Source organism: Pseudomonas sp. App30, assembly GCF_047947025.1.
Classification (GTDB): Bacteria; Pseudomonadota; Gammaproteobacteria; order Pseudomonadales; family Pseudomonadaceae; genus Aquipseudomonas.
Genome location: NZ_CP133165.1, coordinates 6,009,293 through 6,031,726 on the forward strand (window position 1 = coordinate 6,009,293; position 22,434 = coordinate 6,031,726).

Annotated in this window: 20 protein-coding genes; 12 read left to right on the top strand and 8 right to left on the bottom strand. The window is 67.2% G+C overall.

What is annotated here, in order from left to right; translation table 11 throughout:
- The first annotated feature begins 1 nt into the window (after window position 1).
- Complete coding sequence (gene zapE / locus RAM80_RS27715; RefSeq protein WP_416423572.1) at window positions 2–1,096, top strand: cell division protein ZapE; 1,095 nt, start codon at window positions 2–4, stop codon at window positions 1,094–1,096.
- Between the two features lie 13 nt (window positions 1,097–1,109).
- Window positions 1,110–1,697 carry a DinB family protein gene (locus RAM80_RS27720; protein ID WP_416423573.1) on the top strand — a complete coding sequence of 196 codons (588 nt, stop codon included), beginning with the start codon at window positions 1,110–1,112 and terminating at the stop codon, window positions 1,695–1,697.
- On the opposite strand, the gene RAM80_RS27725 is transcribed toward RAM80_RS27720, so the two are convergent.
- Together RAM80_RS27725 and RAM80_RS27730 are read right to left on the bottom strand one after the other, a co-directional pair.
- Window positions 1,686–2,633 (bottom strand): D-2-hydroxyacid dehydrogenase family protein, encoded by a 948-nt coding sequence (locus tag RAM80_RS27725; RefSeq protein ID WP_416423574.1) that lies wholly within the window; start codon window positions 2,631–2,633, stop codon window positions 1,686–1,688. The genes RAM80_RS27720 and RAM80_RS27725 overlap by 12 nt on opposite strands.
- Window positions 2,634–2,652: 19 nt before the next feature.
- Window positions 2,653–3,657 (bottom strand): alpha/beta fold hydrolase, encoded by a 1,005-nt coding sequence (locus RAM80_RS27730; RefSeq protein ID WP_416423575.1) that lies wholly within the window; start codon window positions 3,655–3,657, stop codon window positions 2,653–2,655.
- Window positions 3,658–3,863: 206 nt separating this feature from the next.
- Between RAM80_RS27730 and RAM80_RS27735 the strand changes: the two genes are divergently transcribed.
- From RAM80_RS27735 to RAM80_RS27755, 5 genes are all read left to right on the top strand, one after another.
- The gene (locus RAM80_RS27735; RefSeq protein WP_416423576.1) at window positions 3,864–4,889 is read left to right on the top strand and encodes an AraC family transcriptional regulator; all 1,026 of its coding nucleotides are present in this window, start codon (window positions 3,864–3,866) and stop codon (window positions 4,887–4,889) included.
- A 76-nt stretch (window positions 4,890–4,965) separates the two neighbouring features.
- Window positions 4,966–5,733 (top strand): SDR family NAD(P)-dependent oxidoreductase, encoded by a 768-nt coding sequence (locus RAM80_RS27740; RefSeq protein WP_416423577.1) that lies wholly within the window; start codon window positions 4,966–4,968, stop codon window positions 5,731–5,733.
- An 11-nt stretch (window positions 5,734–5,744) separates the two neighbouring features.
- Complete coding sequence (locus RAM80_RS27745) at window positions 5,745–6,932, top strand: acetyl-CoA C-acyltransferase (RefSeq protein WP_416423578.1); 1,188 nt, start codon at window positions 5,745–5,747, stop codon at window positions 6,930–6,932.
- Between the two features lie 9 nt (window positions 6,933–6,941).
- Window positions 6,942–8,069, top strand: a complete 1,128-nt coding sequence (locus RAM80_RS27750; RefSeq protein WP_416423579.1) for an acyl-CoA dehydrogenase — start codon at window positions 6,942–6,944, stop codon at window positions 8,067–8,069.
- Window positions 8,070–8,084: 15 nt separating this feature from the next.
- Window positions 8,085–8,858: an enoyl-CoA hydratase gene (locus tag RAM80_RS27755; protein ID WP_416423580.1), complete on the top strand. Its 774-nt coding sequence runs from the start codon at window positions 8,085–8,087 to the stop codon at window positions 8,856–8,858.
- Window positions 8,859–8,915: 57 nt separating this feature from the next.
- Here RAM80_RS27755 and RAM80_RS27760 read toward each other — a convergent pair whose 3' ends face one another.
- Both RAM80_RS27760 and RAM80_RS27765 read right to left on the bottom strand, forming a co-directional pair.
- Entirely contained in the window at window positions 8,916–9,209 is a 294-nt protein-coding gene (locus RAM80_RS27760) for an addiction module antidote protein (RefSeq protein WP_416423581.1), read from the bottom strand.
- Complete coding sequence (locus tag RAM80_RS27765; RefSeq protein WP_416423582.1) at window positions 9,202–9,504, bottom strand: type II toxin-antitoxin system RelE/ParE family toxin; 303 nt, start codon at window positions 9,502–9,504, stop codon at window positions 9,202–9,204. The genes RAM80_RS27760 and RAM80_RS27765 overlap by 8 nt, the downstream gene beginning before the upstream one ends.
- A gap of 400 nt (window positions 9,505–9,904) precedes the next feature.
- Here RAM80_RS27765 and RAM80_RS27770 point away from each other — a divergent pair, with 400 nt between their 5' ends.
- Window positions 9,905–15,211: a dermonecrotic toxin domain-containing protein gene (locus RAM80_RS27770; protein WP_416423583.1), complete on the top strand. Its 5,307-nt coding sequence runs from the start codon at window positions 9,905–9,907 to the stop codon at window positions 15,209–15,211.
- A gap of 8 nt (window positions 15,212–15,219) precedes the next feature.
- Here RAM80_RS27770 and RAM80_RS27775 read toward each other — a convergent pair whose 3' ends face one another.
- Together RAM80_RS27775 and aroQ are read right to left on the bottom strand one after the other, a co-directional pair.
- Window positions 15,220–16,308 carry an enoyl-CoA hydratase/isomerase family protein gene (locus RAM80_RS27775; RefSeq protein ID WP_416423584.1) on the bottom strand — a complete coding sequence of 363 codons (1,089 nt, stop codon included), beginning with the start codon at window positions 16,306–16,308 and terminating at the stop codon, window positions 15,220–15,222.
- Window positions 16,309–16,522: 214 nt separating this feature from the next.
- Window positions 16,523–16,960 (bottom strand): type II 3-dehydroquinate dehydratase, encoded by a 438-nt coding sequence (gene aroQ / locus RAM80_RS27780; RefSeq protein ID WP_416423585.1) that lies wholly within the window; start codon window positions 16,958–16,960, stop codon window positions 16,523–16,525.
- Window positions 16,961–17,187: 227 nt separating this feature from the next.
- On the opposite strand from aroQ, the gene RAM80_RS27785 reads away from it, so the two are divergent.
- The 3 genes from RAM80_RS27785 to RAM80_RS27795 are packed head-to-tail and all read left to right on the top strand — an operon-like array spanning window position 17,188 to window position 19,594.
- On the top strand, window positions 17,188–17,853 hold the full coding sequence (locus RAM80_RS27785; RefSeq protein ID WP_416423586.1) for a metal ABC transporter ATP-binding protein: 666 nt from the start codon (window positions 17,188–17,190) through the stop codon (window positions 17,851–17,853).
- Window positions 17,853–18,713, top strand: a complete 861-nt coding sequence (locus tag RAM80_RS27790; protein ID WP_416423587.1) for a metal ABC transporter permease — start codon at window positions 17,853–17,855, stop codon at window positions 18,711–18,713. The genes RAM80_RS27785 and RAM80_RS27790 overlap by 1 nt, the downstream gene beginning before the upstream one ends.
- An 8-nt stretch (window positions 18,714–18,721) precedes the next feature.
- On the top strand, window positions 18,722–19,594 hold the full coding sequence (locus RAM80_RS27795; RefSeq protein ID WP_416423588.1) for a metal ABC transporter substrate-binding protein: 873 nt from the start codon (window positions 18,722–18,724) through the stop codon (window positions 19,592–19,594).
- 410 nt (window positions 19,595–20,004) lie between these two features.
- Here RAM80_RS27795 and RAM80_RS27800 read toward each other — a convergent pair whose 3' ends face one another.
- Together RAM80_RS27800 and RAM80_RS27805 are read right to left on the bottom strand one after the other, a co-directional pair.
- The gene (locus RAM80_RS27800) at window positions 20,005–20,334 is read right to left on the bottom strand and encodes a hypothetical protein (RefSeq protein WP_416423589.1); all 330 of its coding nucleotides are present in this window, start codon (window positions 20,332–20,334) and stop codon (window positions 20,005–20,007) included.
- A 360-nt stretch (window positions 20,335–20,694) separates the two neighbouring features.
- Complete coding sequence (locus RAM80_RS27805) at window positions 20,695–21,189, bottom strand: DUF1003 domain-containing protein (protein ID WP_416423590.1); 495 nt, start codon at window positions 21,187–21,189, stop codon at window positions 20,695–20,697.
- Between the two features lie 249 nt (window positions 21,190–21,438).
- Between RAM80_RS27805 and RAM80_RS27810 the strand changes: the two genes are divergently transcribed.
- Entirely contained in the window at window positions 21,439–22,365 is a 927-nt protein-coding gene (locus tag RAM80_RS27810; protein ID WP_416423591.1) for a hypothetical protein, read from the top strand.
- The last annotated feature ends 69 nt before the right edge of the window (window positions 22,366–22,434 follow it).

The window sequence follows — 22,434 nt, forward strand, 5'->3', positions numbered from 1 at the left end:
TATGCTTGAGCCACTCACCGCCTACCAGCAAGCCATCAGCGCCCGCGGCTACGCCGACGACCCCGCCCAGGCCCGTGCCGCCCAGGCGTTACAGGCCTGTTTCGCCGCCGTGGAAGCCGGCCAGCCGTGCCCCGGCGTATACCTGTGGGGCCCGGTGGGCCGCGGCAAGACCTGGCTCATGGACCTGTTCCACGGCTGCCTGACCGTGCCCGCCCGGCGCCAGCACTTTCACCATTTCATGGCCTGGGTACACCAGCACCTGTTCCAGCTGGACAGCGTGCGCGACCCGCTGAAGGTGCTGGCCGGCAGCCTGGCCAAGGACATCCGCGTGCTGTGCTTCGACGAGTTTTTCGTCACCGACATTGCCGACGCCATCATCCTCGGCGGGCTGATGACCGCGCTGTTCGACGCCGGGGTGACGGTGGTCGCCACCTCCAACCAGCCGCCGGACCAACTCTACGCCGACGGCTTCAACCGCGAGCGCTTCCTGCCGGCCATCCGCGCCATCCAGGCGCACATGCAGGTGGTGGCGGTGGACGGCGACCAAGACCACCGCCTGCACCCCGGCGCCGCGCTGCAGCGCTATTGGGTCAATGATCCTGGTGCCCTGGCCAGCACGTTCGAGGCGCTGAGGGGCGACGAAGCGGCCTCGCCGCAGCCGCTGGCGGTGGGCTATCGCCAGCTGCCGGTGGTGCGGGCGAGTGAACACGTGCTGTGGTGCACCTACGCGCAGCTGTGCGAGCAGCCGTGGGCGGCCATGGACTTCATGCAGCTGTGCGACCGCTTCAGCGCCATCCTGCTGGGCGAAGTACCGGCCCTGGGCGCCGAGCAGCGCGCGGCAAAAATCGCCCGCGGCACCGAGGACGGCGCGGAGCGGGTGGTGGCCGGCGACCGCGAGCTGCCGCAGCTGTCGCCCAACGACGACGGCGTGCGCCGTTTCATCGCCCTGGTCGACGAGTGCTACGACCGCAAGGTGCCGCTGTATATCGAGGCGCGGGTGGCGCTGGATGCGCTCTACACTCAAGGGTACCTGGCATTCCCGTTCCGGCGCACCCTGAGCCGGCTGCGCGAGATGCAGTTGCAACGCTTCAGCTGAGGAGGAGCACGCGATGGCTGACCCCTTGTCCCATTACCTGCTGGCCCAGGCCTACAACAACGGCTGGGCCAACCACCGCCTGTACAAGGCCTGCCTGCAACTGAGCCAGGACGAGTTCCTGGCGCCGCGCAGCAGCTTCTTTCCGTCGATCAAGGCCACCCTCAATCACATCCTCACGGTGGACTGGTTCTACCTCCAGGCGCTGGAATGCGAACAGGGCGGCGATGCCCCGGAGCTGGACAGCGAGCGCTTCTTCGAGCCCGAGGAGCCGTTCAACACCTGCCTGGCCCTGCACCGCGAGCAGGCCCAGGCCGACCACCGGCTGATCGCCTATTGCCAGCTGCTCAAGGACGACAGCCTGGGCCGCCACGTGATCATCCTGCGCCCCGACCGCACCCAGCGCGACACCCGCGTGCGCCTGCTGGCGCACCTGTTCGAGCACCAGGTGCACCATCGCGGCCAGGTCCACGCCATGCTGGCCGACACCGACATCAAGCCGCCGCAGCTCGACGAGTTCTTCTGCGAGGGCGAGGCGCACCTGCGCGCCCGCGACTTCGCCGAGCTGGGCTGGACCGAGGCCCAGGTGTGGTCAGGCCAGTAGGCGGATGGGCGCGCCGGCGTGCCAGGCGAGGATGTCCTCGATCATCTGGCTGTAGAACAGCCGGTAGTTGTTGGCGCTGACGTATCCCACATGGGGCGTGGCCAACACGTTGGGCAGGGTGCGGAACGGGTGGCCGGCCGGCAGCGGTTCGACGCTGAACACGTCCAGCGCGGCGCCGCCCAGGCGGTTGGCCTTGAGGGCCTCCACCAGTGCGTCTTCGTCGACGATGGGCCCGCGCGCGGTGTTCACCAGCAGCGCCCGTGGTTTCATCCAGCCCAGCGCCTCGCGGTCCACCAGGCCGCAGGTGCGCTCGCTGAGCACCAGGTGCACGCTGAGGATGTCGGCCTGGGCGAACAGTTCCTGCTTGCTCACCCACTGCACGCCGACGCTGGCAGCGTGTTCGGCGGTGAGGTTCTGGCTCCAGGCGATAACGTTCATGCCGAACGCCTTGCCGAAGTTCGCCACCTTCTGGCCGATGCTGCCCAGGCCGAGGATGCCCAGGGTCTTGCCGTGCAGGTCGCCGCCCAGGCCGATCTGCCAGCCGCCGGCCTGCAGCGAGGTGGCTTCGGCCAGCAGGTTGCGGGTCGAGGCCATGATCAGCGCCCAGGTCAGCTCGGGCGCGGCGTGCTTGTAGCTGTCGGTGCCCACCACCTGCACGCCCAGCGCCTTGGCCGCGGCCAGGTCAATGGCGGCGTTGCGCATGCCGCCGGTCACCAGCAGCTTGAGGTTGCCCAGGCCACGCAGCAGCGCCGCGTCGAACAGCGTGCGCTCGCGCATCACGCAGATCACCTCATAGGGCGCCAGGCGCGCCACCATGGTGTCGGTGTCCGCCGGGTAGTCCGGCAGGAAATCCACCTGGCCCAGCGCCTGCAACGGCGCCCAATCCACCACGTCACTGGCCACGTCCTGCCAGTCATCAATCACGGCTATGCGCACGGCGTTTGCTCCTTGAAGGTCAGTTTTTCGACAGCCAGGCCAACAGGGCCTTGTGGAATTGCTCGGGTTCTTCCATCTGCGGGGCGTGGCCCAGGCCATGGAACTCCACCAGGGTGGCGTGGGGGATGACCTGGCTCACCTGCTTGCCCAGCACCGCGTAGTGGCCGATGCGCGCCTTCACCTCGGGCGGCGCGATGTCACTGCCGATGGCGGTGGTGTCGGCGTCGCCGATCAGCAGCAGGGTCGGCATCTTCAGGTCCTTGAACTCGTAGACCACCGGCTGGGTGAAGATCATGTCGTAGATCAGCGCCGAGTTCCATGCCACCAGGTTGTGCCCCGGGCCCTCGTTCAGGCCGGCGAGCATGGTCACCCATTGCTCGAACTCGGGCTTCCAGCGCCCGGCGTAATAGGTGCTGCGCTCGTAGTTGCGGATGCCGTCGGCGTTGAGCCTGGCCTCGCGGGCGAACCACTGGTCGACGGTGCGGAAGGGCACGCCCAGGGCTTTCCAGTCTTCCAGGCCGATGGGGTTGACCATGGCCAGGCGCTGCACCTGGTCGGGGTAGAGCAGGGCGTAGCGGGTGGCCAGCATGCCGCCGGTGGAGTGGCCCAGCACCGTGACCTTGTCCACGCCCAGGGACGCCAGCAGCGCGTGGGTGTTGTTGGCCAGCTGCTGGAAGCTGTACTGGTAGTAGTCGGGCTTGCTGGAGGTGCAGAAGCCGATCTGGTCGGCGGCCACCACCCGGTAGCCGGCCTCGGTCAGCGCCTTGATCGAGGTGCCCCAGGTGGCGGCGCAGAAGTTCTTGCCGTGCATCAGCAGCACGGTCTGGCCGTTGGCATGGCCCTTGGCGGGCACGTCCATGTAGCCCATCTGCAGGGACTTGCCCTGGGAGTCGAATTCGAAATGCTTGAGCGGGTAGGGGTAGTCGAAGCCTTGCAGCTCCGGGCCGTAGACCGGCGCCTGGGTGGCGGCGTGGGTGGCGCCGGCGAGCAGGCAGGTGAGGAGGAAGGCGGGCAGGCGCAGCATGGGTGGTCCTTGCAGGGGAGCGGTAGGCTGGACTTTACCGCGCCGGGCCCCAAGTCCGAAACCACCACCGCACCGTAGCCGCTGCCGCCAGGCTGCGCTGGCCCTCATGTGCACTACAAATCTGCCGTGAGGCACAGGGCCAGCGCAGCCTTCGGCAGCGGCTACGCGATGGGGTAGGATGCGTTATCCGTCCGACGAGTTCGCCCATGGCGCAAAAAGACACCATCTCCATGCAAATGGTCCGCGAAGCCTTGCAGCAAAGCGGCGTCGACCCCGTGGCCTTCCTGGCGGAAGTCGGCATCGACCCGGCGCTGCTGCAGCAGGCCGACGCCCGCGTGCCGGTGCTGCTCTACGCGCGGCTGTGGCGCCACCTGGCGTTGCGCCGGGACGACGAGTTTTTCGGCATGGACCCACGCCCGCTGCGCTCCGGCAGCCTGGCGTTCCTGTGCCGCGGCGCCATGGCCCAGCCGGCCCTGGCGGCGGCACTGGACAGCGCCCTGGGCTTCCTGTCGCTGATGCTCCAGGACCTGCCCGCGCAGCTGGTGCGCGAGCACGGCCTGGCGGCTATCGTCATCGACGACGCCGCGCTGCCACCGCGCCGCGCGTTCACCTATTTCACCTACTGGATGATCGTCCACGGCGTGGCCTGCTGGTTGGCCGGGCGGCGCATTCCCATCCTGGCGGTGGAGCTGCGCGGCCCGGCGCCGGCCTATTGCGACGACTACCGGGTGATGTTCTCGCACAACCTGCGTTTCGAGCGGCCGCGCACGCGCATCATTTTCGCCGCCGACTGCCTGGACCTGCCGGTGCGGCGCACGCCGCAAGAGCTGCAGCGCTTCCTCAACCGCGCCCCGGCCAACATCCTGGTCAAGTACCGCGACCCCGACAGCCTGGCCCGGCGCCTGCGCCAGCAGCTGCGCGCGCAGCCGCCGCACAGCTGGCCGGAGGCCGAGGAGCTGGCGCGCCAGCTGCACCTGTCGGCGGCCACCCTGCGCCGCCGCCTGGCCGAGGAAGGGCAGACCTGGCAGGGCCTGAAGGACAGCGTGCGCCGCGAGCTGGCCATGGCCTGGCTGGCCGAGGCGCCGCTGTCGTTCGAGAGCATCGCCGAGCGCCTGGGCTTCGCCGATGCCAGCTCGTTCTACAAGGCCTTCCGCAAATGGTCGGGGGCAAGCCCCGGCCAATACCGCAGCCTGATCCTGGCCGGTACTGGCCAAACCGCTCACCCCGGCTGAGCGCTTTGGCCATTGCCGCGCGGGCAGGGCGGGGCCATATTTCAGGGAGACGCCAACAACAATAAGGACGCGCTCCATGCAACTTGCCCAACGGACTTTCCTGGTCAGCGGTGCCGCCTCGGGGCTCGGCGCCGCCACTGCGCGCATGCTCGTCGAGGCCGGCGCCAACGTCGTGCTGGTCGACCTCAACGCCGACGCCGTGGCCGCCCAGGCCCAGGCACTGGGCGACCGTAGCCGCTGCGCGGTGGCCGACATCCGCCGCGAAGACCAGGCCGAGGCCGCCGTGCAACTGGCGCTCAGCCATTACGGCGGCCTGCACGGCCTGGTCAACTGCGCCGGCGTGGTCACCGGCGAAAAAATCCTCGGCAAGCAGGGCCCCCACGCCCTCGACAGCTTCAGCCGCCTGCTGGACATCAACGTGGTCGGCAGCTTCAACCTGATGCGCCTGGCCGCCGCGGCCATGGCCGAGGCCGAGGCGGGCGAGGACGGCGAGCGCGGGGTGATCATCAACACCGCCTCCATCGCCGCCTACGACGGCCAGGTCGGCCAGGCCGCCTATGCCGCCTCCAAGGGCGCCATCGTCAGCATGACCCTGCCGGCCGCCCGCGAGCTGGCGCGCTTCGGCATCCGCGTGATGACCATCGCCCCAGGCATCTTCGAGACGCCGATGATGGCCGGCATGAGCGACGAGGTGCGCGTCTCCCTGGCCGGCGGCGTGCCGTTCCCGCCACGGCTGGGCCAGCCGAGCGAATACGCGGCGCTGGTGCGCCACATCCTCGAAAACCGCCTGCTCAACGGCGAGGTGATCCGCCTCGACGGCGCCCTGCGCATGGCCGCGAAATGAAGGAGAGCACCATGAACCACGACCCCATCGTCATCGTCAGCGCCGTGCGCACGCCCATGGGCGGCCTGCAAGGCGACCTGCACAGCCTGACCGCGCCGCAGCTGGGCGCCGAGGCCATCCGCGCCGCTGTCAGCCGCGCGAGCCTGGCGCCCGACGCCGTCGACCAGGTGCTGATGGGCTGCGTGCTGCCCGCAGGCCTTGGCCAGGCCCCGGCACGCCAGGCCGCGCTGGGCGCCGGGCTGCCCCAGGCGACGCCCTGCACCACGCTGAACAAGATGTGCGGGTCGGGCATGCAGGCGGTCATCCTCGGCCACGACCAGCTGCTGGCCGGCAGCGCCAGCGTGGTGGTGGCCGGTGGCATGGAAAGCATGAGCAACGCTCCCTACCTGCTGGACAAGGCCCGCAGCGGCTATCGCATGGGCCACGGCCGGGTGCTGGACCACATGTTCCTCGACGGCCTGGAGGACGCCTACGAGCCGGGCCGGCTGATGGGCACCTTCGCCGAAGACTGCGCCCAGGCCAACGGCTTCAGCCGCCAGCAGCAGGACGACTTCGCCATCGCCTCGCTGACCCGCGCGCAGCAGGCCATCGCCAACGGCCAGTTCAAGGACGAGATCGTGCCGCTGAGCGTGCGGGTGGGCAAGGACACCCGGCTGGTCAGCGACGACGAGCAGCCGCCCAAGGCGCGCCTGGACAAGATTCCCAGCCTCAAGCCGGCGTTCCGCGAGGGCGGCACGGTGACTGCCGCTAACGCCAGTTCCATCTCCGACGGCGCCGCCGCGCTGGTGTTGATGCGCGAGAGCGAAGCGCGCCACCGTGGCTTGCAGCCACTGGCGATTATCCATGGCCACGCCGCCTTCGCTGACGCGCCGGGGTTGTTCCCGACCGCGCCCATCGGCGCTATTCAACAGCTGGTCAAACGCACCGGCTGGGACCTGGCCGAGGTCGACCTGTTCGAGATCAACGAGGCCTTCGCCGTGGTCACCCTGGTGACCATGCAGGCCCTGGACTTACCCCACGCCAAGGTCAACGTGCACGGCGGCGCCTGCGCCCTGGGCCATCCCATCGGCGCCTCGGGCGCGCGCATCCTGGTGACGCTGCTCAACGCCTTGCGCCAACGCCAGCTGCACCGCGGCATTGCCGCCATCTGCATCGGCGGCGGCGAAGCCACCGCCGTGGCCATCGAATGCGTCTATTAAGGAATTGCCATGCTAGCCAATGACGAACAACGCCAGATCAGCGACGCCGCCCGCCAGTTCGCCCAGGAGCGCCTGCGGCCGTTCGCCGCCCAGTGGGACCGCGACCACAGCTTCCCCCGCGAAGCCCTGGCCGAGATGGCCGAGCTGGGCTTCTTCGGCATGCTGGTGCCCGAGCAGTGGGGCGGCTGTGACACCGGCTACCTGGCCTACGCCATGGCCCTGGAGGAAATCGCCGCCGGCGACGGCGCCTGCTCCACCATCATGAGCGTGCACAACTCGGTGGGCTGTGTGCCCATTCTCAACTTTGGCACCGAGGCGCAGAAGGCCCTTTACCTGCAACCCCTGGCCAGCGGCGCCATGCTCGGCGCCTTCGCCCTCACCGAGGCCCAGGCCGGTTCCGACGCCAGCAACCTGCGCACCCGTGCCCGCCGCGACGGCGATCATTACGTGATCAACGGCAGCAAGCAGTTCATCACCTCGGGCAGCAACGCCGGCATGACCATCGTCTTCGCGGTCACCGACCCGCAGGCGGGCAAGCGCGGCATCAGCGCCTTCCTCGTGCCCACTGACAGCCCCGGCTACCAGGTGGTGCGGGTGGAGGAGAAGCTTGGCCTGCATGCGTCCGACACCTGCCAGCTGGTGTTCGAGGATTTGCGCGTACCGGCGGCGAACCTGCTGGGCAGCGAGGGGCAGGGCTACAAGATCGCCCTGGCCAACCTCGAGGGTGGGCGCATCGGCATCGCCGCCCAGGCGGTGGGCATGGCCCGCGCCGCGTTCGAGGTGGCGCGCGACTACGCTCGCGAACGCGAAAGCTTCGGCAAGCCGCTGCTCGAACACCAGGCCGTGGCTTTCCGCCTGGCCGACATGCACACGCAGATCAGCGTCGCCCGGCAGATGGTCTACCACGCGGCGGCGTTGCGCGATGGCGGCCAGCCGGCGCTGGTGGAGGCATCGATGGCGAAGCTTTTCGCCTCGGAAATGGCCGAAAAGGTCTGTTCGGACGCGTTGCAGACCCTGGGTGGGTATGGTTATCTCAATGACTTTCCGCTGGAACGCATCTACCGCGACGTGCGCATCTGCCAGATCTACGAAGGCACCAGCGACATCCAGCGGATGGTCATTGCGCGCAACTTATAACAAGGAGAGAGCTTGATGGCGTACCACACCCTGCTGCTGGAAACCCGTGGCCGTGTCGGCCTGGTCACCCTCAACCGGCCCGAGGCGCTGAACGCGCTCAACGCCCAGTTGATCAGTGAGCTGAACCAGGCCCTCGACGTGCTGGACGCGGACCGTGACATCGGCTGCATCGTCATCACCGGCTCGGCCAAGGCCTTTGCGGCCGGCGCCGACATCAAGGAAATGGCCGAGCGCACCTACCCGCAGATCTACCTCGACGACCTGTTCAGTGAGACCGACCGTATCGCCAACCGGCGCAAGCCGATGATCGCCGCGGTAGCCGGCTTTGCCCTGGGCGGCGGCTGCGAACTGGCGCTGATGTGCGACTTCATCCTGGCCGCCGATACCGCGCGCTTCGGCCAGCCGGAAATCAAGCTCGGCGTGCTCCCGGGCATGGGCGGCACCCAGCGCCTGACCCACGCCGTGGGCAAGGCCAAGGCCATGGAACTGTGCCTTACCGGGCGCCTGATGGACGCGGTGGAGGCCGAGCGCGCCGGCATCGTCGCGCGCATCGTGCCGGCCGAGCAGTTGCTGGAGGAAGCCATGGCCTGCGCCGCGCAGATCGCCGCCAAGTCGCTGCCGGTGGCCATGATGGTCAAGGAAAGCGTCAACCGCGCCTTCGAGGTCAGCCTCAGCGAAGGCGTGCGGTTCGAGCGTCGGGTGTTCCATGCGGCGTTTGCCACCGAGGATCAGAAAGAAGGCATGGCGGCGTTCATCGCCAAGCGCGAGGCGCGGTTCAAGGGGCGTTGAGCCCCGGGCGCATGGAGGCAGCTGCTACATGAAAGCCCACGCTTGCACCGGTCCTGATCAGGTCGCGCTGTGTGGGCGCGCGGCGAGATCAATTCCCAGGGCTTTCATTACTGCCAACAAGGTTTTCAAGGTCGGGTTTCCCTGATCGCTGAATGAGCGGTAAAGCTGTTCCCGCGACAAGCCGGTCTCCCTCGACAATTCGGTCATGCCCTTGGCGCGCGCCACCACGCCCAGGGCCTTCGCGACGTACCCGGCATTGCCGGTTTCCAGGGCGTCGTTCATGAACTCGGCAATCGCTTGGGGCGTGGTGAGGTATTCAGCGGGATCAAAGTCTTTGAAGGTCTCAGTCATGTTGTGCTCTCCACGCTTGCAGGATTTGCTGGGCCGCCTCGATGTCACGGCTCTGGCTTCCCTTGTCACCACCGCAAAGCAAAATGATAAATGTGTCGCCTTGCTGGTGAAAATACACCCTATAGCCGGGCCCGAAATGAATACGTAATTCCCACACCCCTTGGCCGACCGAAGCAACGTCGCCAGGTAGCCCCTCTGCCAGTCGGTTGATCCGTGCGGTAATACGGGCTCGACCTATGTCGTCCTTCAGCTTGGTAAGCCAGGATCGGAATTTGCTGGATTCGATCTTTTTCAATGATGCCACTGTAGTCTATAAAGTACGGTTTAGACAAGGCCGGTGTGCCGGTGATGGAAGGGTGATGAGCTCCCCGAATGGGCCGGCAGGGTATCCAAACCTTGCCTGAAGGAATGGAAATAATCGTAAGCGTTTCTTTCGTAGGCAGTGGTAGCGTGCCGGACGCAGCCTGGCGGCAATGGCCTGAACGTGCCGGCCCAGGTCAACGCCGGGCTGGCACGCATTGCCCAGGCGCCGCCGGCCTCGCTGTGCGAAGGTGACGACAAGCCCCTGTAGCAGCGGCGCCGCGCCGCGTCGAAGGCCGCCTAACTATCTATGCCATTGCCTGCCCGGTGAACTGCTTCACTGCTGCCCCGCCTGCCGTACTTCCACGGCAGGCCCGGCAGATGGAGCTACCGGCATGTCCCTTGATCTACTCCCCGACGAACGCACCCCCCACCGCGCACTGATTGAAGCTGCGCTTCCAGGGTGGCTGGTGCACGCTCCAGCGGCGTTGCGCCAGCGCTTTTTCGACAGCAGTGGCGTGAGCTTTCGCTCGACCGCCGCCGCGCGGCCGCTGATGGCGCGGTTGCAGGCCCCAGCGGCTTTTTGCGCGCCCTTGTTGCAGGCCGAGCTGGACCGCCAATACCCGGCGCTGAAGCTACACGCCATCGAGCATGAGCTAGTGCGCATGACGCGCGACGTGGACGCGCTGTACAGCCGCCTGCGGCCCCAACACCAGACGCTGTTGGAGGCGGCGATGCAGAATTTCGCCCCTGGCGACGCGCAGTCTGGCGGTTTCGAGCGTGGCTCGGTGATCCTGCCCGTGGGCGTGTTCACCTTCGAGATCACCGACAAAGGCACCTTGCGTTACACCTACCCGCAATCGAAGGTGGTCGACCTTACGCCCGATGCCTTTGCCGGCCTGTGTCGCAGCCTGGACCTGGGCAAGCTTTACCAGGCCCACATCGAGGCCGTTTGCGGCGTTGGCCGCTACAAGGCGCCCAGCCAGGACCTGGCGCCGCAGAAGCAGCGCACGCTGCTCAAGTTCCACCTGCGCGACCGCCTGGAAGTGGAGGCGGTCACAGCATTCATGAAAGGTGACCTGTCCGAGACGGCTTATCAGATGCTGTTGCAATTCACCCAGCCGCAATCGGCCAACCAGGTGCCGATGTGGGATGGGCAGAAGGCCTACGTGGAAAAGATCAGGCTGCTGCGCACGCGTTATCACGAGCCGGTGGAGCTGCTGGGCGCCCTGTGCATCAGCCGCCGCTACGTGGACAAGGTGCCGGGGCCGTGCGTGGTGTATTTGCCTGGCGACCCCGACCAGCCGTTGAAGCAGTACCCCAACCGCACGGCGTTCGAGCACGCCCTGCGCGAAAAGCTGCGCGACCGTGGCTACCAGCGCTACTTCGAACGATTCCTCGACCATCAGCGGGCGTCGGGCTTCTTCGAACGGCTGAACAACAGCCTGACACCGCCGCCGGTGCTGCTGCCAGGCCAGTTCCCGCGTCCCGGCACCCCGGATCCCGAGGCTGACATCGGCCTGGTGCTGCCGGGGCAGAAAATCAGCCTGACGCGGGTGCTGTTCAAGATGTACGTCGACCTGGTGCAGCGCAACGCCCTCGCGCAGATGGTGCCCACCGCCCAGCACGATGAGCAGGCGCGCCGGGCACGGGTGGCCTGGTGGCAAAGCGCGGGCCTGAACCTGCTGAACCTGGCGGCCTTCGCCGTGCCCGGGGTGGGTGCGCTGATGGCGGTGGTAGGCGCCGAGCAGTTGGTTCGGGACCTGTGCGTGGGCGTCGATGACTGGCAGCACGGCCAGACCGAAGAGGCCATGGCGCACTTCGCCAGCGTGGCAGAGAGCCTGGCCATGGTGGCGGCGGGGGTGCTGGGCGGCGTGGCCATCGCGCGCTCGCCGTTCATGGAAAGCCTGGTGCCGGTGGCGGACAGCAGCGGCGCAGCCAGCCTGATTCACCCTGACCTTGCGCCCTACGCCAGCGACCTGGCACTGCCGGCGGCCTTGCAGCCCAACGCCCAGGGCCAGTACGAGATCAACGGTGGCCACTACATTACCCTGGATGACCAGCTGTACCAGCAGGCCTGGGACCCGCGCAGTCAGCAGTGGCTGCTGGAACACCCCAGGCTGGCCGGGCGCTACCGCCCGGTGCTGCGGCACAACGGCGGCGGTGGTTGGCAGCATGTGCTGGAGGATCCGTTGCAGTGGGAAGGGGCGACGCTGATGCGCCGTTTCGGGCCGCTGACCGACGGGTTCACCGACAAAGAGTTGTTCCGCATGCGCCGTGCCTGCGGTGTGGCCGACCGCGAGCTGCGCGCGCTGCACGTCAACCGTGCGCCCATGCCAGCGCTGCTGGAAGACACCTTGACGCGGCTGCGCGGCGAGCGCCAGGTGGACGTGCTGGTGGAGCAACTGGCCGGCCAGCGGCCGCTGGGCGAGGGCAGTGACTATGTGATGCCGCTGCTTGCCCGGCTGCAGCCGTGGCCTCGCAGCCTGGGCTTGAGCATTGCCCTGGAGGATGGGCGCGTGCTGGATTACCGGCTGCCGGGTGAGGGCGGTGGGCGGGTGGTCCTGCGCCGTGAAGACTGGTTGGCCGGTGAGGTGGCCCCGCAGGTACTGCGCCAGTTGACGCCGGGGCAACGCGCCGAGCTATTGCCCCAGGTCCTCGGCACCACAATCCACGCCCAGGCTGCCGCCCTCGCCGATGCACTGGCGTTGCAGGCCGAGCGTGCCCGTGTGGAGATCGTGGCGGGCATTGTCGCGCGCCAGCAACCACGGTTGCTGCCCGCTGCCGAACCGTTGCGGCGGGATTTTCCCGGCCTGCCGGTGCGCGTTGCCAACGAGATTGCCGTTCAAGCCACTGAAGTCGAGTTCCAGCAGCTGAGTTCTGCCGGCAAGGTGCCCACCCGCCTGGGTGAGCAGGCACGCCTGGAGCTGCGCGAGCTGCGCTTGAATCGCGCCATGGAAGGCCTGGTGGATGGCCGTCGGCCGTCGCCGGACCGCGATGTGCTGGTGTTCGGCTTCCTCGACACCCTGGCTGGCTGGCCAGCCGATATCCGCTTCGAACTGGTGAGTGAAACGTTGTCACCCTTGGCCGCGGCGGAGCCGGAAGCCGCCAGCCAGGTCATCCGCGTGGTAAGGCGCGAAGGCGTGTACCAGGCGTTCGATACGCAGGCGCAGCCGCTGTCGCCGGCCCAGGACCTCTTCGAGGTCATCGCCCAGGCCTTGCCGCCGGCGGTGCGCCAGGCCATGGATATCTCGTCCGCCAAGCGTCTGCGCCTGCAGCTGTTGCGCCAGGCGGCCACCCGTCGCGAGCGCGCCGCCTTGCTGTTGGGCCAGCGGCGGGTGCGGCCATGGTTCCAGGCGCCGACGCGCCAAGGCCAGCACATCGGCTATGTGCTTAGCGGCCGTGGCCAGGCGGGTTGGTGGCAGCGTATGCGCGTGCGGCGCCTGTTTCCCTGGGTCGGCGAAAATAATCAGGAAGAGTTGTTCGCCTGGATCCGCTCACGCCATGTCGATTTCGAGGTGGCCCTCACCGGCCTGGAGCAGGAGCTGCGGGTGCTTGAACGCAGCCTGGACGAATGGATGCTGGCCAATACCAGCCCGGACCAGGGCGCCGTGCGCATCCACTTTCGCCAGGAGTTGCTGGGCGTCTGGCGCTGGGAAAATCGTCATCTCAGGCTCAGTGGCTGGCGGGGCGTGGGTGAGCTGCCAGTGCTCACTGCCCAGTTCCCGTACGCCCGTAGCCTGGGTATGGCTCGCCTGGCCTTGGAGGAGGACCCTTCGGCCTTCCTGCGCCAGTTTCCCAACGTCACCGATGTGGCCCTCAGCGACAACCGCCTGACGCAAATCCCCGCGGCCTTGGGCAGCCTGCAGCGGCTGCGGGTGGTGCGGCTGGACGGCAATGTGCTGGAAATGCCTGATGATGTGTTCGAAGGCCTGTTCCCTGAAGGGCGCGAGAGTGCCATCGCCCGCCTGGAGCTGGACTTTGCCTTTCGCACCACGGTTGAAGAGGGCGTGCCGCAGCCCCGTGCCTTGAGCGCCACGGCGCTGGCCCCGTTGCGGCGTGCCAGGGAACTGCGCTGGCTCGACCTGTCGAGCAACGCCATTACGCTGGATGACGCGGCATTCGAGGTGCTCGGCGAGCTCGATACCCTTGTCGACCTGCGCCTGCGCCGCACCTGGGTTGACCTCAACGCCACACGGCAGGCAGCGCTGGCCAGGCTGGTAAACCTGCGCTGGCTGGACCTGAGCGACAACTTCCTGATCGTCCCGCCGGACGTTGGCAGCTTCCACCAGCTTCGTACCCTTGGCTTGTGGAACAGCGGCCTGCTGGACATGCCGCCCGGTTTGGACACGTTGCTTGAACGCAACCCCATGGAGCTGCGGGACATTAACCTGGGCGACAACCAGATGGTCGACGTGGGGCCGCTGCCAGTCGATGTGCTGGCAGGCCTGGGCGACAATATCATGGTCAATTTCAACGGCAACCCATGGTCGACCGAAAGCCTGGCTACCCTGCGCGCTGCGCGCATCGGGATTGTCGGCCCCGAGCTGGCCCCTGCGCCACGGCCGGCCCTGAGCCGCGGCTGGCTGGAAGGGGCAGCCGCAGACCTGGTCGCCCGCAGCGAGGCCGACCGCCTGCTGCCCGAAGCGCAGAATTTCTATCGGGTGCTGGACCAGGTGCCCAATACCCATGGCTACACCCTGGACCCGAACGGCGTGCGCCGGCGCATGTGGGCCTTGGTGGACGCGGTGGTGCCTGCCGCCGATGCCCTGCCCGGCGATGGCCTGGGCCTGGAGGATTTGCGCACGCAATTGCTCGCCCAGGCCGACCTGGTGATCGACACCTGCGGCGACGGCATCAGCACCCTGGTGGACGAACTGGAAACCACGTTGCAGGCCTGGCAGGCGGCGTCGTCGGCCATCGAAGGGGGCGAGGCGATGATCGATCCGCTGGCGCACCTGGGCTGGCGGCTGTTCCGCCAGCGCCTGGTGGACGACCTGGCCCGGCTGATCGAGGCGGCGCGCGAGCGGCGGCGCACCTGGTTATGGGGCATAGGCCCGGAAGCGCCGCTCGAGCCGCTGGACGACATCAGCGATGAGGACCTGCTGGACTACACCCCTGACGAGGTCGAGATGCGCCTCTACCTGCGCCATGCCCTGGTCACCGAACTGCGGTTGCTACCCCAGCCCCCGCGCCTGTACGCCGCCCACGCCACCGAGGCCATGATTGCACGCGTGGCAACTGCGGTGCGGATGCAGGACACCCCGGCCGCCTTCGGCGACTGGTTGGTGCAGCAACCGTTCTGGAACCGCTACTGGCGGCAGGTGCGGCCCGCGCCGTTCACGGCAGTGCAGCAGCGCTGGGACAACGTGTTGACGGCCTTTCTCGATGCGACCAGCGAGGCGGCCAATCTGCAGGACCCAGCCTTCGATGCTGCTACCATCGTCGACAGTTTCGACCTGTCGGGCGCCGACCTGGAGGAAGCCGTGGCGGTGCTGGGCGAATTTACCTCACCGTTGCTGCAGGCGCCCATCCCCTGGCGCAACGCCGAGGGGGTGCCGCAGCATTTGCGCATCACCCTGAGCGACGGCGTGGAACTGCAGATCTATGACTGGTTCAGGGAGCAACAGCGGTTGCAGGATGAAGCCGAGCTGCTGCGCGTGACCCAGGAATGGCTTGAGGGCAACCGAGTCGATGGTTGAAGCGGGCCTCACACCCCTTCGAAAAACTGCTGCACCTGCTTGCGGTCCAGCAACTCCAGGGTGGCTGGCCGCCAGCGCGGTTGCTTGTCCTTGTCTACCAGCAGCGCCCGCACCCCCTCCAGCAGGTCGCCATGGGCGAACCACTGGCGGTCCAGGTGCATTTCCATGGCGAAGCAGGCTTCCAGGCTCAGGTGGCGGCCCCGGCGCAGCATTTCCAGGGTGACCGACATGGCCAGTGGCGAGCGCTGCTTCATCAGCTGCGCGGTGGCGTCAGCCCACTGATGGCTGTCGGCGACGGTAACCTGATGCAGCTGCTCGATCATGCTGGCGATGTCGGGCAGCGCGAAAAAGTGGTCGATGGCCGGGCGCAGGCGGTCCAGCGGCGCGTTGGGCAAGGTCTGCACGCCCAGCTTGGCCAAGGCGCTTTGCAGGTCTTTCAGCGGGTAGTCGGACCAGCTGATCTTATCCAGGCGCTCATCCAGGGTGGCCAGCTTGCCGCTGTCCACGTACCAGTCGGCCAGGCCGCAGTACAAGGCGTCGGCGGCCTGGATCTGCGCGCCGGTGACCCCCAGGTAGATACCCAGCTCGCCAGGAATGCGCGGCAGGAAGTAGCTGCCGCCCACGTCGGGGAAATAACCGATGGCCACCTCGGGCATGCCGATGCGGCTGCGCTCGGTGACTATGCGCAGGTCAGCGCCCTGGGCCAGGCCCATGCCGCCACCCAAGGTATAGCCGTCCATCAGTGCCAGCACCGGCTTGCGGTAGTTATGCAGCCACTGGTCGAGGGCGTACTCCTCGGTGAAGAAGGTTTCGTGGCGCTGGGTGCCGTCCAGGTAGGTGTCGTACAGCCAGCGCACATCGCCGCCGGCGCAGAAGCCACGGCCGGTGCCGCGCAGCATGACTGCGTGGATATGCGGGTCGCTGGCGTAGGCGTCGAGGTAGCCCTGCACGGTGCGCACCATGTCCAGGTTCAGCGCGTTCAGCTCGGTGGGGCGGTTGAGGGTGATGTGGCCGATGCGGTTGCGCACCTCGCCGATCACTTGGTCATCCAGCGCACCGAGGCTCAAATTGAGGGTGCCAAACGCCGCTGCGGTCATCGCGTACTCCCTGTTTTGGTAAATATTCCAATGGCTTGCCGACCCTGACGGCATTCGGGAAGCGGCGTCCAGCAAGCATAGACCGGATTTTGGCGGCTCGCGCCCCCGTAGCAACTGCCGAAGGCAGCGTCCGGCCCCGCCAACGGTGTGCCTGAAAGCACGCGGCGCCGGGGACGCGGCCTGGGCCGCTGCTACAGGCACGATATGTGGCGGCTTATTTGAGAAGGGTGGCGAAGCGGTCGATGGCCAGGGTGTAGCCCTGGGTGCCGAAGCCGGCGATCACGCCCAGGGCTACCAGCGAGACATAGGAGTGGTGGCGGAAGGCTTCGCGCTTGTGCACGTTGGAGATGTGCACTTCCAGCACCGGCACTTCGCTGGCGATCAGTGCGTCGTGGATGGCCACCGAGGTGTGGGTCCAGGCGCCGGGGTTGATGACGATACCGGCCACGCGACCGCGGGCCTGGTGAATCCAGTCGATCAACACGCCTTCGTGGTTGGTCTGTTTGCACTCCACGGTAAAACCGTGCTCCTCGCCGCGGCGGGTGGCCATGGCTTCGACGTCGGCCAGGGTCTCGTGGCCGTACACGGTCGGCTCGCGCAGGCCGAGCATGTTCAGGTTGGGGCCGTTGAGTACCAGGATGATCTTGGACATTATGGGTTCCTTGTAATGGGCAGGCGAAAAGCAAAAGCGTGGCGCAGCGCGCGAACGACGCTCAGGATAACGGGAAAAGCAGGGCAATACGAACCGTCGGGGGGATGACAGATTTTTCATCTGTGGTGGCAAAAGATGTTATATCATAACCAACATTGCCCGCTGACACTGCCCAGACCCATGCCATTGCCCTTCTTCTATTGCCCGCTTCGTTCCGGGGGCCGCCCTTGATCACCTGCCAACACCTGCAATGGGGCCCGGCCGCGCGCCCGCTGACCCCGCCCCTGGACCTGCACCTGCCGGCCGGCAGCCTGACCGCGGTCATCGGCGGCAACGGCTGCGGCAAGAGCAGCCTGCTCAAGTGCATCGCCGGGCTGCAGCGGCCGCTGGCGGGCAGCCTCAAGGTTGACGCGCGCACCGGCGGCATCGGCTACTTGGTGCAGCAGCAGGCCATCGACCGGCAGTTCCCCATCAGCCTGGGCGAGCTGGTCAGCGCCGGCTTCTGGGGCAGCCGCCTGAGCCGTGCCGAGCGCCGCGTGCGCCTGGGCCGGGCCATGGACGACTGGCGCCTGGGTGGCCTGGAAAACCGCCACCTGCAGGCGCTGTCGGGCGGCGAACTGCAGCGCGCGTTGCTGGCGCGCCTGAGCCTCACCGAGGCGCCGTTGCTGCTGCTGGACGAACCCGACGCCAGCCTGGACGAGGCCAGCCAGACCCTGCTGTGGCAGCAGATGCTGCAATGGCACCACCAGGGCCGCACCCTGGTGCTGGTGTGCCACGACCTGGCGGCGGTGCGCGAGCGCATCGACCAATGCCTGCTGATCTCGCCCCAGGGCTGCCGGCTGGATCAGAGTGAACAGCTGATCGCCGGCGCCAGCCTGCGCAAGGTGGCCTGATGCTGGCGCACCTGTGGCAACCCTTCGTTGAATTCGCCTTCATGCGCCGTGCCTTGTTCGGCGGCCTGCTGCTGGCCGCCAGCGCCGCGCCGCTGGGGGTGTTCCTGGTGCTGCGGCGCATGAGCCTGATCGGCGACGCCATCGCCCACGGCATCCTGCCCGGCGCGGCCACCGGCTTCTGGATCGCTGGCCTGTCGCTGCCGGCCCTGACCCTGGGCGGGCTCACCGCCGGCCTGGCCGTGGCGGGGCTGGCGGCGTGGATCAGCCGCAACACCGGCCTGCGCGAAGACGCCAGCCTGGCGGCTATCTACCCCATTTCCCTGGCCTCCGGGGTGCTGATCCTGGGCCTGGCGGGCAAGCGCCTGGACCTGCTGGGCCTGCTGTTCGGCTCGGCGCTGGCGGTGGACAAGACCACCCTCGACGCCATGGTCTGGGTGGCCATCGGCAGCCTGGCGGTGCTGGCGCTGATCTACAAGGCGCTGGTGCTCGATAGCCTCGACCCGCTGTTCCTGCGCAGCGTCAGCCGCTTCGGCCCGCTGGCCCATGGCCTGTTCCTGGGGCTGGTGGTGCTCAACCTGGTGGTCGGCTTCCAGGCCATCGGCGCGTTGATGATGGTCGGCCTGATGATGCTGCCAGCCACCGCCGCGCGCTTCTGGAGCCGGCGCCTGCCGGTGCTGCTGTTGTGCGCGGCGCTGATCGGCTCGGTGTCGGTGTGGCTGGGCCTTTTGCTGTCCTATTACCTGTCGCTGCCCAGTGGCCCGGCGATTGTCGTGGTGGCCGGTGCCGGCTACCTGTTGTCCGTGCTGTTTGGCCCGGTGCATGGCGTGCTGCGCCGTGACGGGTCGCCCATCCCCCAGTGAGTCGAACCATGCGCGCGTTGATCCTGCTGTTGTCCGTGTTGTTGCCCGTTTTCGCCCAGGCCGCCGACAAGGTGAAGGTGGTGACCAGCTTCAGCATTCTTGCCGACATGACTCGGCAGATTGGTGGCGACTACATCCAGCTGGACAACGTCGTGGGCGCCGACCAGGACGCCCACGTCTACGAGACTTCCCCCGACGACGCCAAGCACGTGCAGCAGGCTGACCTGATCATCGAGAACGGCCTGTCGTTCGAACCCTGGCTGGACCGCCTGGTGACCAGTAGCGAGACCCGCGCCAAGGTGATCAAGGCCAGCCAGGGTGTGCTGCCGCGCACCCTCGATGAAGAAGGCCAGACCGTGCCCGACCCGCACGCCTGGAACAGCCTGGCCAACGCCGAGATCTATGCCGGCAACATCCTGCGTGGCCTGGTCCAGGTGGACCCGGCCCACGCCAGCCAGTACCAGCATAACCACGACCTTTACGTGGCACAGATCCAGGCGCTGCTGGCCGTGGCCAAGCAGACCTTCGACAGCCTGCCCGAGGGCAACCGCCGCATCGTCACCTCCCACGACGCCTTCGGCTACCTGGGCCAGGCCTACGGCATCCAGTTCCTGGCGCCCCAGGGCCTGAACACCGAGCGCGAGCCGTCGGCTGGCGAGGTGGCGGCGCTGATCCGCCAGATCCGCGCCGACCATATCAAGGCGGTGTTCATCGAGAACATCGAGGACGCGCGCCTGCTCAAGCAGATCGCCGAGGAAAGCGGCGCGCGCATCGGCGGCACGCTGTACTCCGACGCCCTCACCGCCAGCGGCCCGGCCAGCACCTACCTGGGCTTCTACCGCGCCAACATCGAGACCCTGGGCAAGGCCCTGAAGGATTAAGCCGACAGGCCGCGCCACGGTATTGCGACGGGACGCCGCCTGCGGCAGCGGCTACAGCAATCGCGCACACTGCACCCGTAGCAGCAACGGTCTTGAAACGGTGTCGTCCGCATCGCCGACTACAGTCGGCTCCTACGCCGTACTCGGTAGGAGCCGGCCTTGGCCGCGATGCAGGCAACGCGATCGACGAGGTACCCTGAACCTCGTCCGCAGGTGCAGTGGATTCCCAGGCATACCGCGCTGCAGCCGGACGCCGCCTGGCGGCAGCTGCTACGCGAATGCGGATACTCCATGGACCGCGTCGCCCGCATCGCGGCCAAGGCCGGCTCCTACCACGAACGGTGTAGGAGCTGACTTTAGTCGCGATGCAGACGACGCCATGTCAAGACAGTTGCTGCTACGGGGATGGGTTACCAGGGCTTTTGCAGGCGCATTTGCTCGGCCAGGCGGTACACCTTGTCGCGGCCTTTGTGGCGGGTCCAGCGCAGGTTTTCTACCAGCGTTTTTTCTTCGGCGTTCAAGCGCAGGTATCCCAATGATCGAACAGCGTGGTGCCGAACTACCGCGTCGCCTGGGCACGCTTCGAGCGCTTCGCGCAACTGTCGCAGTACCAGCGCCTGGAGGTCGGGGCTGATTAGATTATCGGGGTTAGCCTGGGATGGCGCGAGGTTATCGAGCAAGGCGATAAGGGATTGCAGCTGGGTGGAAGCTGAGGCGGTTAAGCGGGTTGGGTTATGCATGGTTTGAATCCTACGAAGTGATGAACGCCCTCCTGACGCCAATCAGGTGGGCGAAGCCGTACGGGTTGGCGTACCGGTCGTAGGGCCGGCGTGCCCGAAGGCACCCACGCACGGCCCCGCCCATAACAGGCGCAACCATGCCGCAAATGGGAAGAAGACCGCTAATAGCGGCTTCCCATCTGCTCCATACGACCAGGACGCCAATCCTGCACCGCTGATGTGCAGCGGCGGGCGAACCTTACTCGGATTGGTCGGCGCGAGGCAACCCCTACATCCGCTTTGCGCAAGCGGCTACGCAACCGGGTGCAATGGCACTACCTGTAGCAGCGGCCCTTGGGCCGCGTCGAACACGGCCACGGCTCACACCAGCTTTTCGTGAATCTGTTTGGTCAACGTCTCCACCCGCTCGGCCAACTGGCGGGTGGTCTCGGTCAGTTGGGTGTTCTGGTCCATCAGCTGCAACAGCAGCGCGGTATTCTTTTCCGCCCGTTCCTGGCGCTCGACGTTGGCCTTGGCCAGGTCCTCGCGGTGCAACGCGTCAGCCTCCGATTGCGCCTTGTCCCGCGCTGCCTGGCGGGTCTGTGCCAGCAAAATCAACGGCGCGGCATAGGCCGACTGCAGGCTGAAGGCCAGGTTTAGCAGGATGAACGGGTAGACGTCGAAGGTCGTCAGCCCGGTGACGTTGGCCAGCACCCACAGCGCCACCACCAGGGTCTGCGCGCCCAGGAAGGTCGGCGTGCCGAAGAAGCGCGCAAACGCCTCGGCCTTGAGGGCGAAGGTGTCATTGCCGAACGTAGTGTTCAGGTGATCGTGTTCGCGGTGAAAGCGCAGGTGGTCTTTAAGGGACGAGGACATGGCAGCTCCGGCAAGGCTAATGGGCACAGCCCTCATCTAAGCACAGCGCCGGCACGCCCATCATGAAGCCATGGGGATGCATTACGCCTGCCGCCGCGGGTGCCAATCATGCACTTTGCATGACGCTTTTCCCGACGGGATTAGTAAGTGCTTGAATTAAAAGACAACAAGTTTCCGCCGCCGCTGGCATGAGGGCTGCACCACTCCCTGTGCATGTCTCACTGACTGTTTGCCGGGAGCACCACAATAATGATCACGAACGCTGAACTTGCTACCACTGCCGCCGAGGGGTCCAACCACTCGGGCGTTTCATGGGCAGCGATATTCGCCGGGGCCGCCGCGGCCGCCGCGTTGTCGCTGATACTCGTGCTGCTGGGCTTCGGCCTTGGTTTCTCGGCGGTGTCGCCGTGGGCCGGGGAGGGCGCCAGCGCCAAGACCCTGGGGGTGTCGGCCATTGTCTGGCTGGCCCTGACCCAGATCATCGCCTCGGGCATGGGCGGCTATATCGCCGGCCGCCTGCGGGTGAAGTGGGCCACCGTGCACGGTGACGAGGTGTATTTCCGCGACACCGCCCATGGCTTCCTGGCCTGGGCCGTGGCCACCCTGGTGACCGCCACCCTGGTGGTGGGTTCGGTCAGCGGCGTGGTCGGTGGCGGCGTGAAAGCCGGCGCCACCATGGCCTCCGGCGCCGTGACTGCCGCCAGCGCCTCTGCCGGCGCCCAGGCCTCGGGCAACAGCGACCCGTTCGGCTACTTCGTCGACACCCTGTTCCGTGACGACCGCCCGGCCGCCGTCAGCGATGACGCCGCCCACGCCCAGGTCACCCGTGTGTTCGCCCGCACTGTCAACAACGGCGGGCAACTGAGCACCGAGGACCGTGCCTACCTGGCACAGCTGGTGGCCCAACGCACCAACCTGACGCCCGAGCAGGCCCAGCAGCGCGTGGACCAGGTCTACGGCCAGGCCCGCCAGGCCGTGGAAGACGCCAAGGTCGCCGCGCAGAAAGCCGCTGACGCCGCCGCCAAGGTTGCCGCCTACACCTCGCTGTGGATGTTCGTCGCCCTGCTGTGCGGTGCCTTCTTCGCCAGCCTGGCGGCTACCTACGGCGGTCGCCGCCGTGACGCCGTGGTGATCATCCCTGCCACCGCGTACACCACCACCGCCCCGATCCGCTAACAGGAGAATCACCATGCGCTCACTACTGCTGTTTTTCCTCGGCGTGCCGATCCCGGTCATCATCCTGAT

Excerpts from the sequence above, each read along its gene's own strand:
- zapE (WP_416423572.1), top strand. The coding sequence starts at position 2 with ATGCTTGAGCCACTCACCGCCTACCAGCAAGCCATCAGCGCCCGCGGC.
- RAM80_RS27720 (WP_416423573.1), top strand. The coding sequence starts at position 1,110 with ATGGCTGACCCCTTGTCCCATTACCTGCTGGCCCAGGCCTACAACAAC.
- RAM80_RS27730 (WP_416423575.1), bottom strand. The coding sequence starts at position 3,657 with ATGCTGCGCCTGCCCGCCTTCCTCCTCACCTGCCTGCTCGCCGGCGCC.
- RAM80_RS27735 (WP_416423576.1), top strand. The coding sequence starts at position 3,864 with ATGGCGCAAAAAGACACCATCTCCATGCAAATGGTCCGCGAAGCCTTG.
- RAM80_RS27740 (WP_416423577.1), top strand. The coding sequence starts at position 4,966 with ATGCAACTTGCCCAACGGACTTTCCTGGTCAGCGGTGCCGCCTCGGGG.
- RAM80_RS27745 (WP_416423578.1), top strand. The coding sequence starts at position 5,745 with ATGAACCACGACCCCATCGTCATCGTCAGCGCCGTGCGCACGCCCATG.
- RAM80_RS27750 (WP_416423579.1), top strand. The coding sequence starts at position 6,942 with ATGCTAGCCAATGACGAACAACGCCAGATCAGCGACGCCGCCCGCCAG.
- RAM80_RS27755 (WP_416423580.1), top strand. The coding sequence starts at position 8,085 with ATGGCGTACCACACCCTGCTGCTGGAAACCCGTGGCCGTGTCGGCCTG.
- RAM80_RS27760 (WP_416423581.1), bottom strand. The coding sequence starts at position 9,209 with ATGACTGAGACCTTCAAAGACTTTGATCCCGCTGAATACCTCACCACG.
- RAM80_RS27770 (WP_416423583.1), top strand. The coding sequence starts at position 9,905 with ATGTCCCTTGATCTACTCCCCGACGAACGCACCCCCCACCGCGCACTG.
- RAM80_RS27775 (WP_416423584.1), bottom strand. The coding sequence starts at position 16,308 with ATGACCGCAGCGGCGTTTGGCACCCTCAATTTGAGCCTCGGTGCGCTG.
- aroQ (WP_416423585.1), bottom strand. The coding sequence starts at position 16,960 with ATGTCCAAGATCATCCTGGTACTCAACGGCCCCAACCTGAACATGCTC.
- RAM80_RS27790 (WP_416423587.1), top strand. The coding sequence starts at position 17,853 with ATGCTGGCGCACCTGTGGCAACCCTTCGTTGAATTCGCCTTCATGCGC.
- RAM80_RS27795 (WP_416423588.1), top strand. The coding sequence starts at position 18,722 with ATGCGCGCGTTGATCCTGCTGTTGTCCGTGTTGTTGCCCGTTTTCGCC.
- RAM80_RS27800 (WP_416423589.1), bottom strand. The coding sequence starts at position 20,334 with ATGCATAACCCAACCCGCTTAACCGCCTCAGCTTCCACCCAGCTGCAA.
- RAM80_RS27805 (WP_416423590.1), bottom strand. The coding sequence starts at position 21,189 with ATGTCCTCGTCCCTTAAAGACCACCTGCGCTTTCACCGCGAACACGAT.
- RAM80_RS27810 (WP_416423591.1), top strand. The coding sequence starts at position 21,439 with ATGATCACGAACGCTGAACTTGCTACCACTGCCGCCGAGGGGTCCAAC.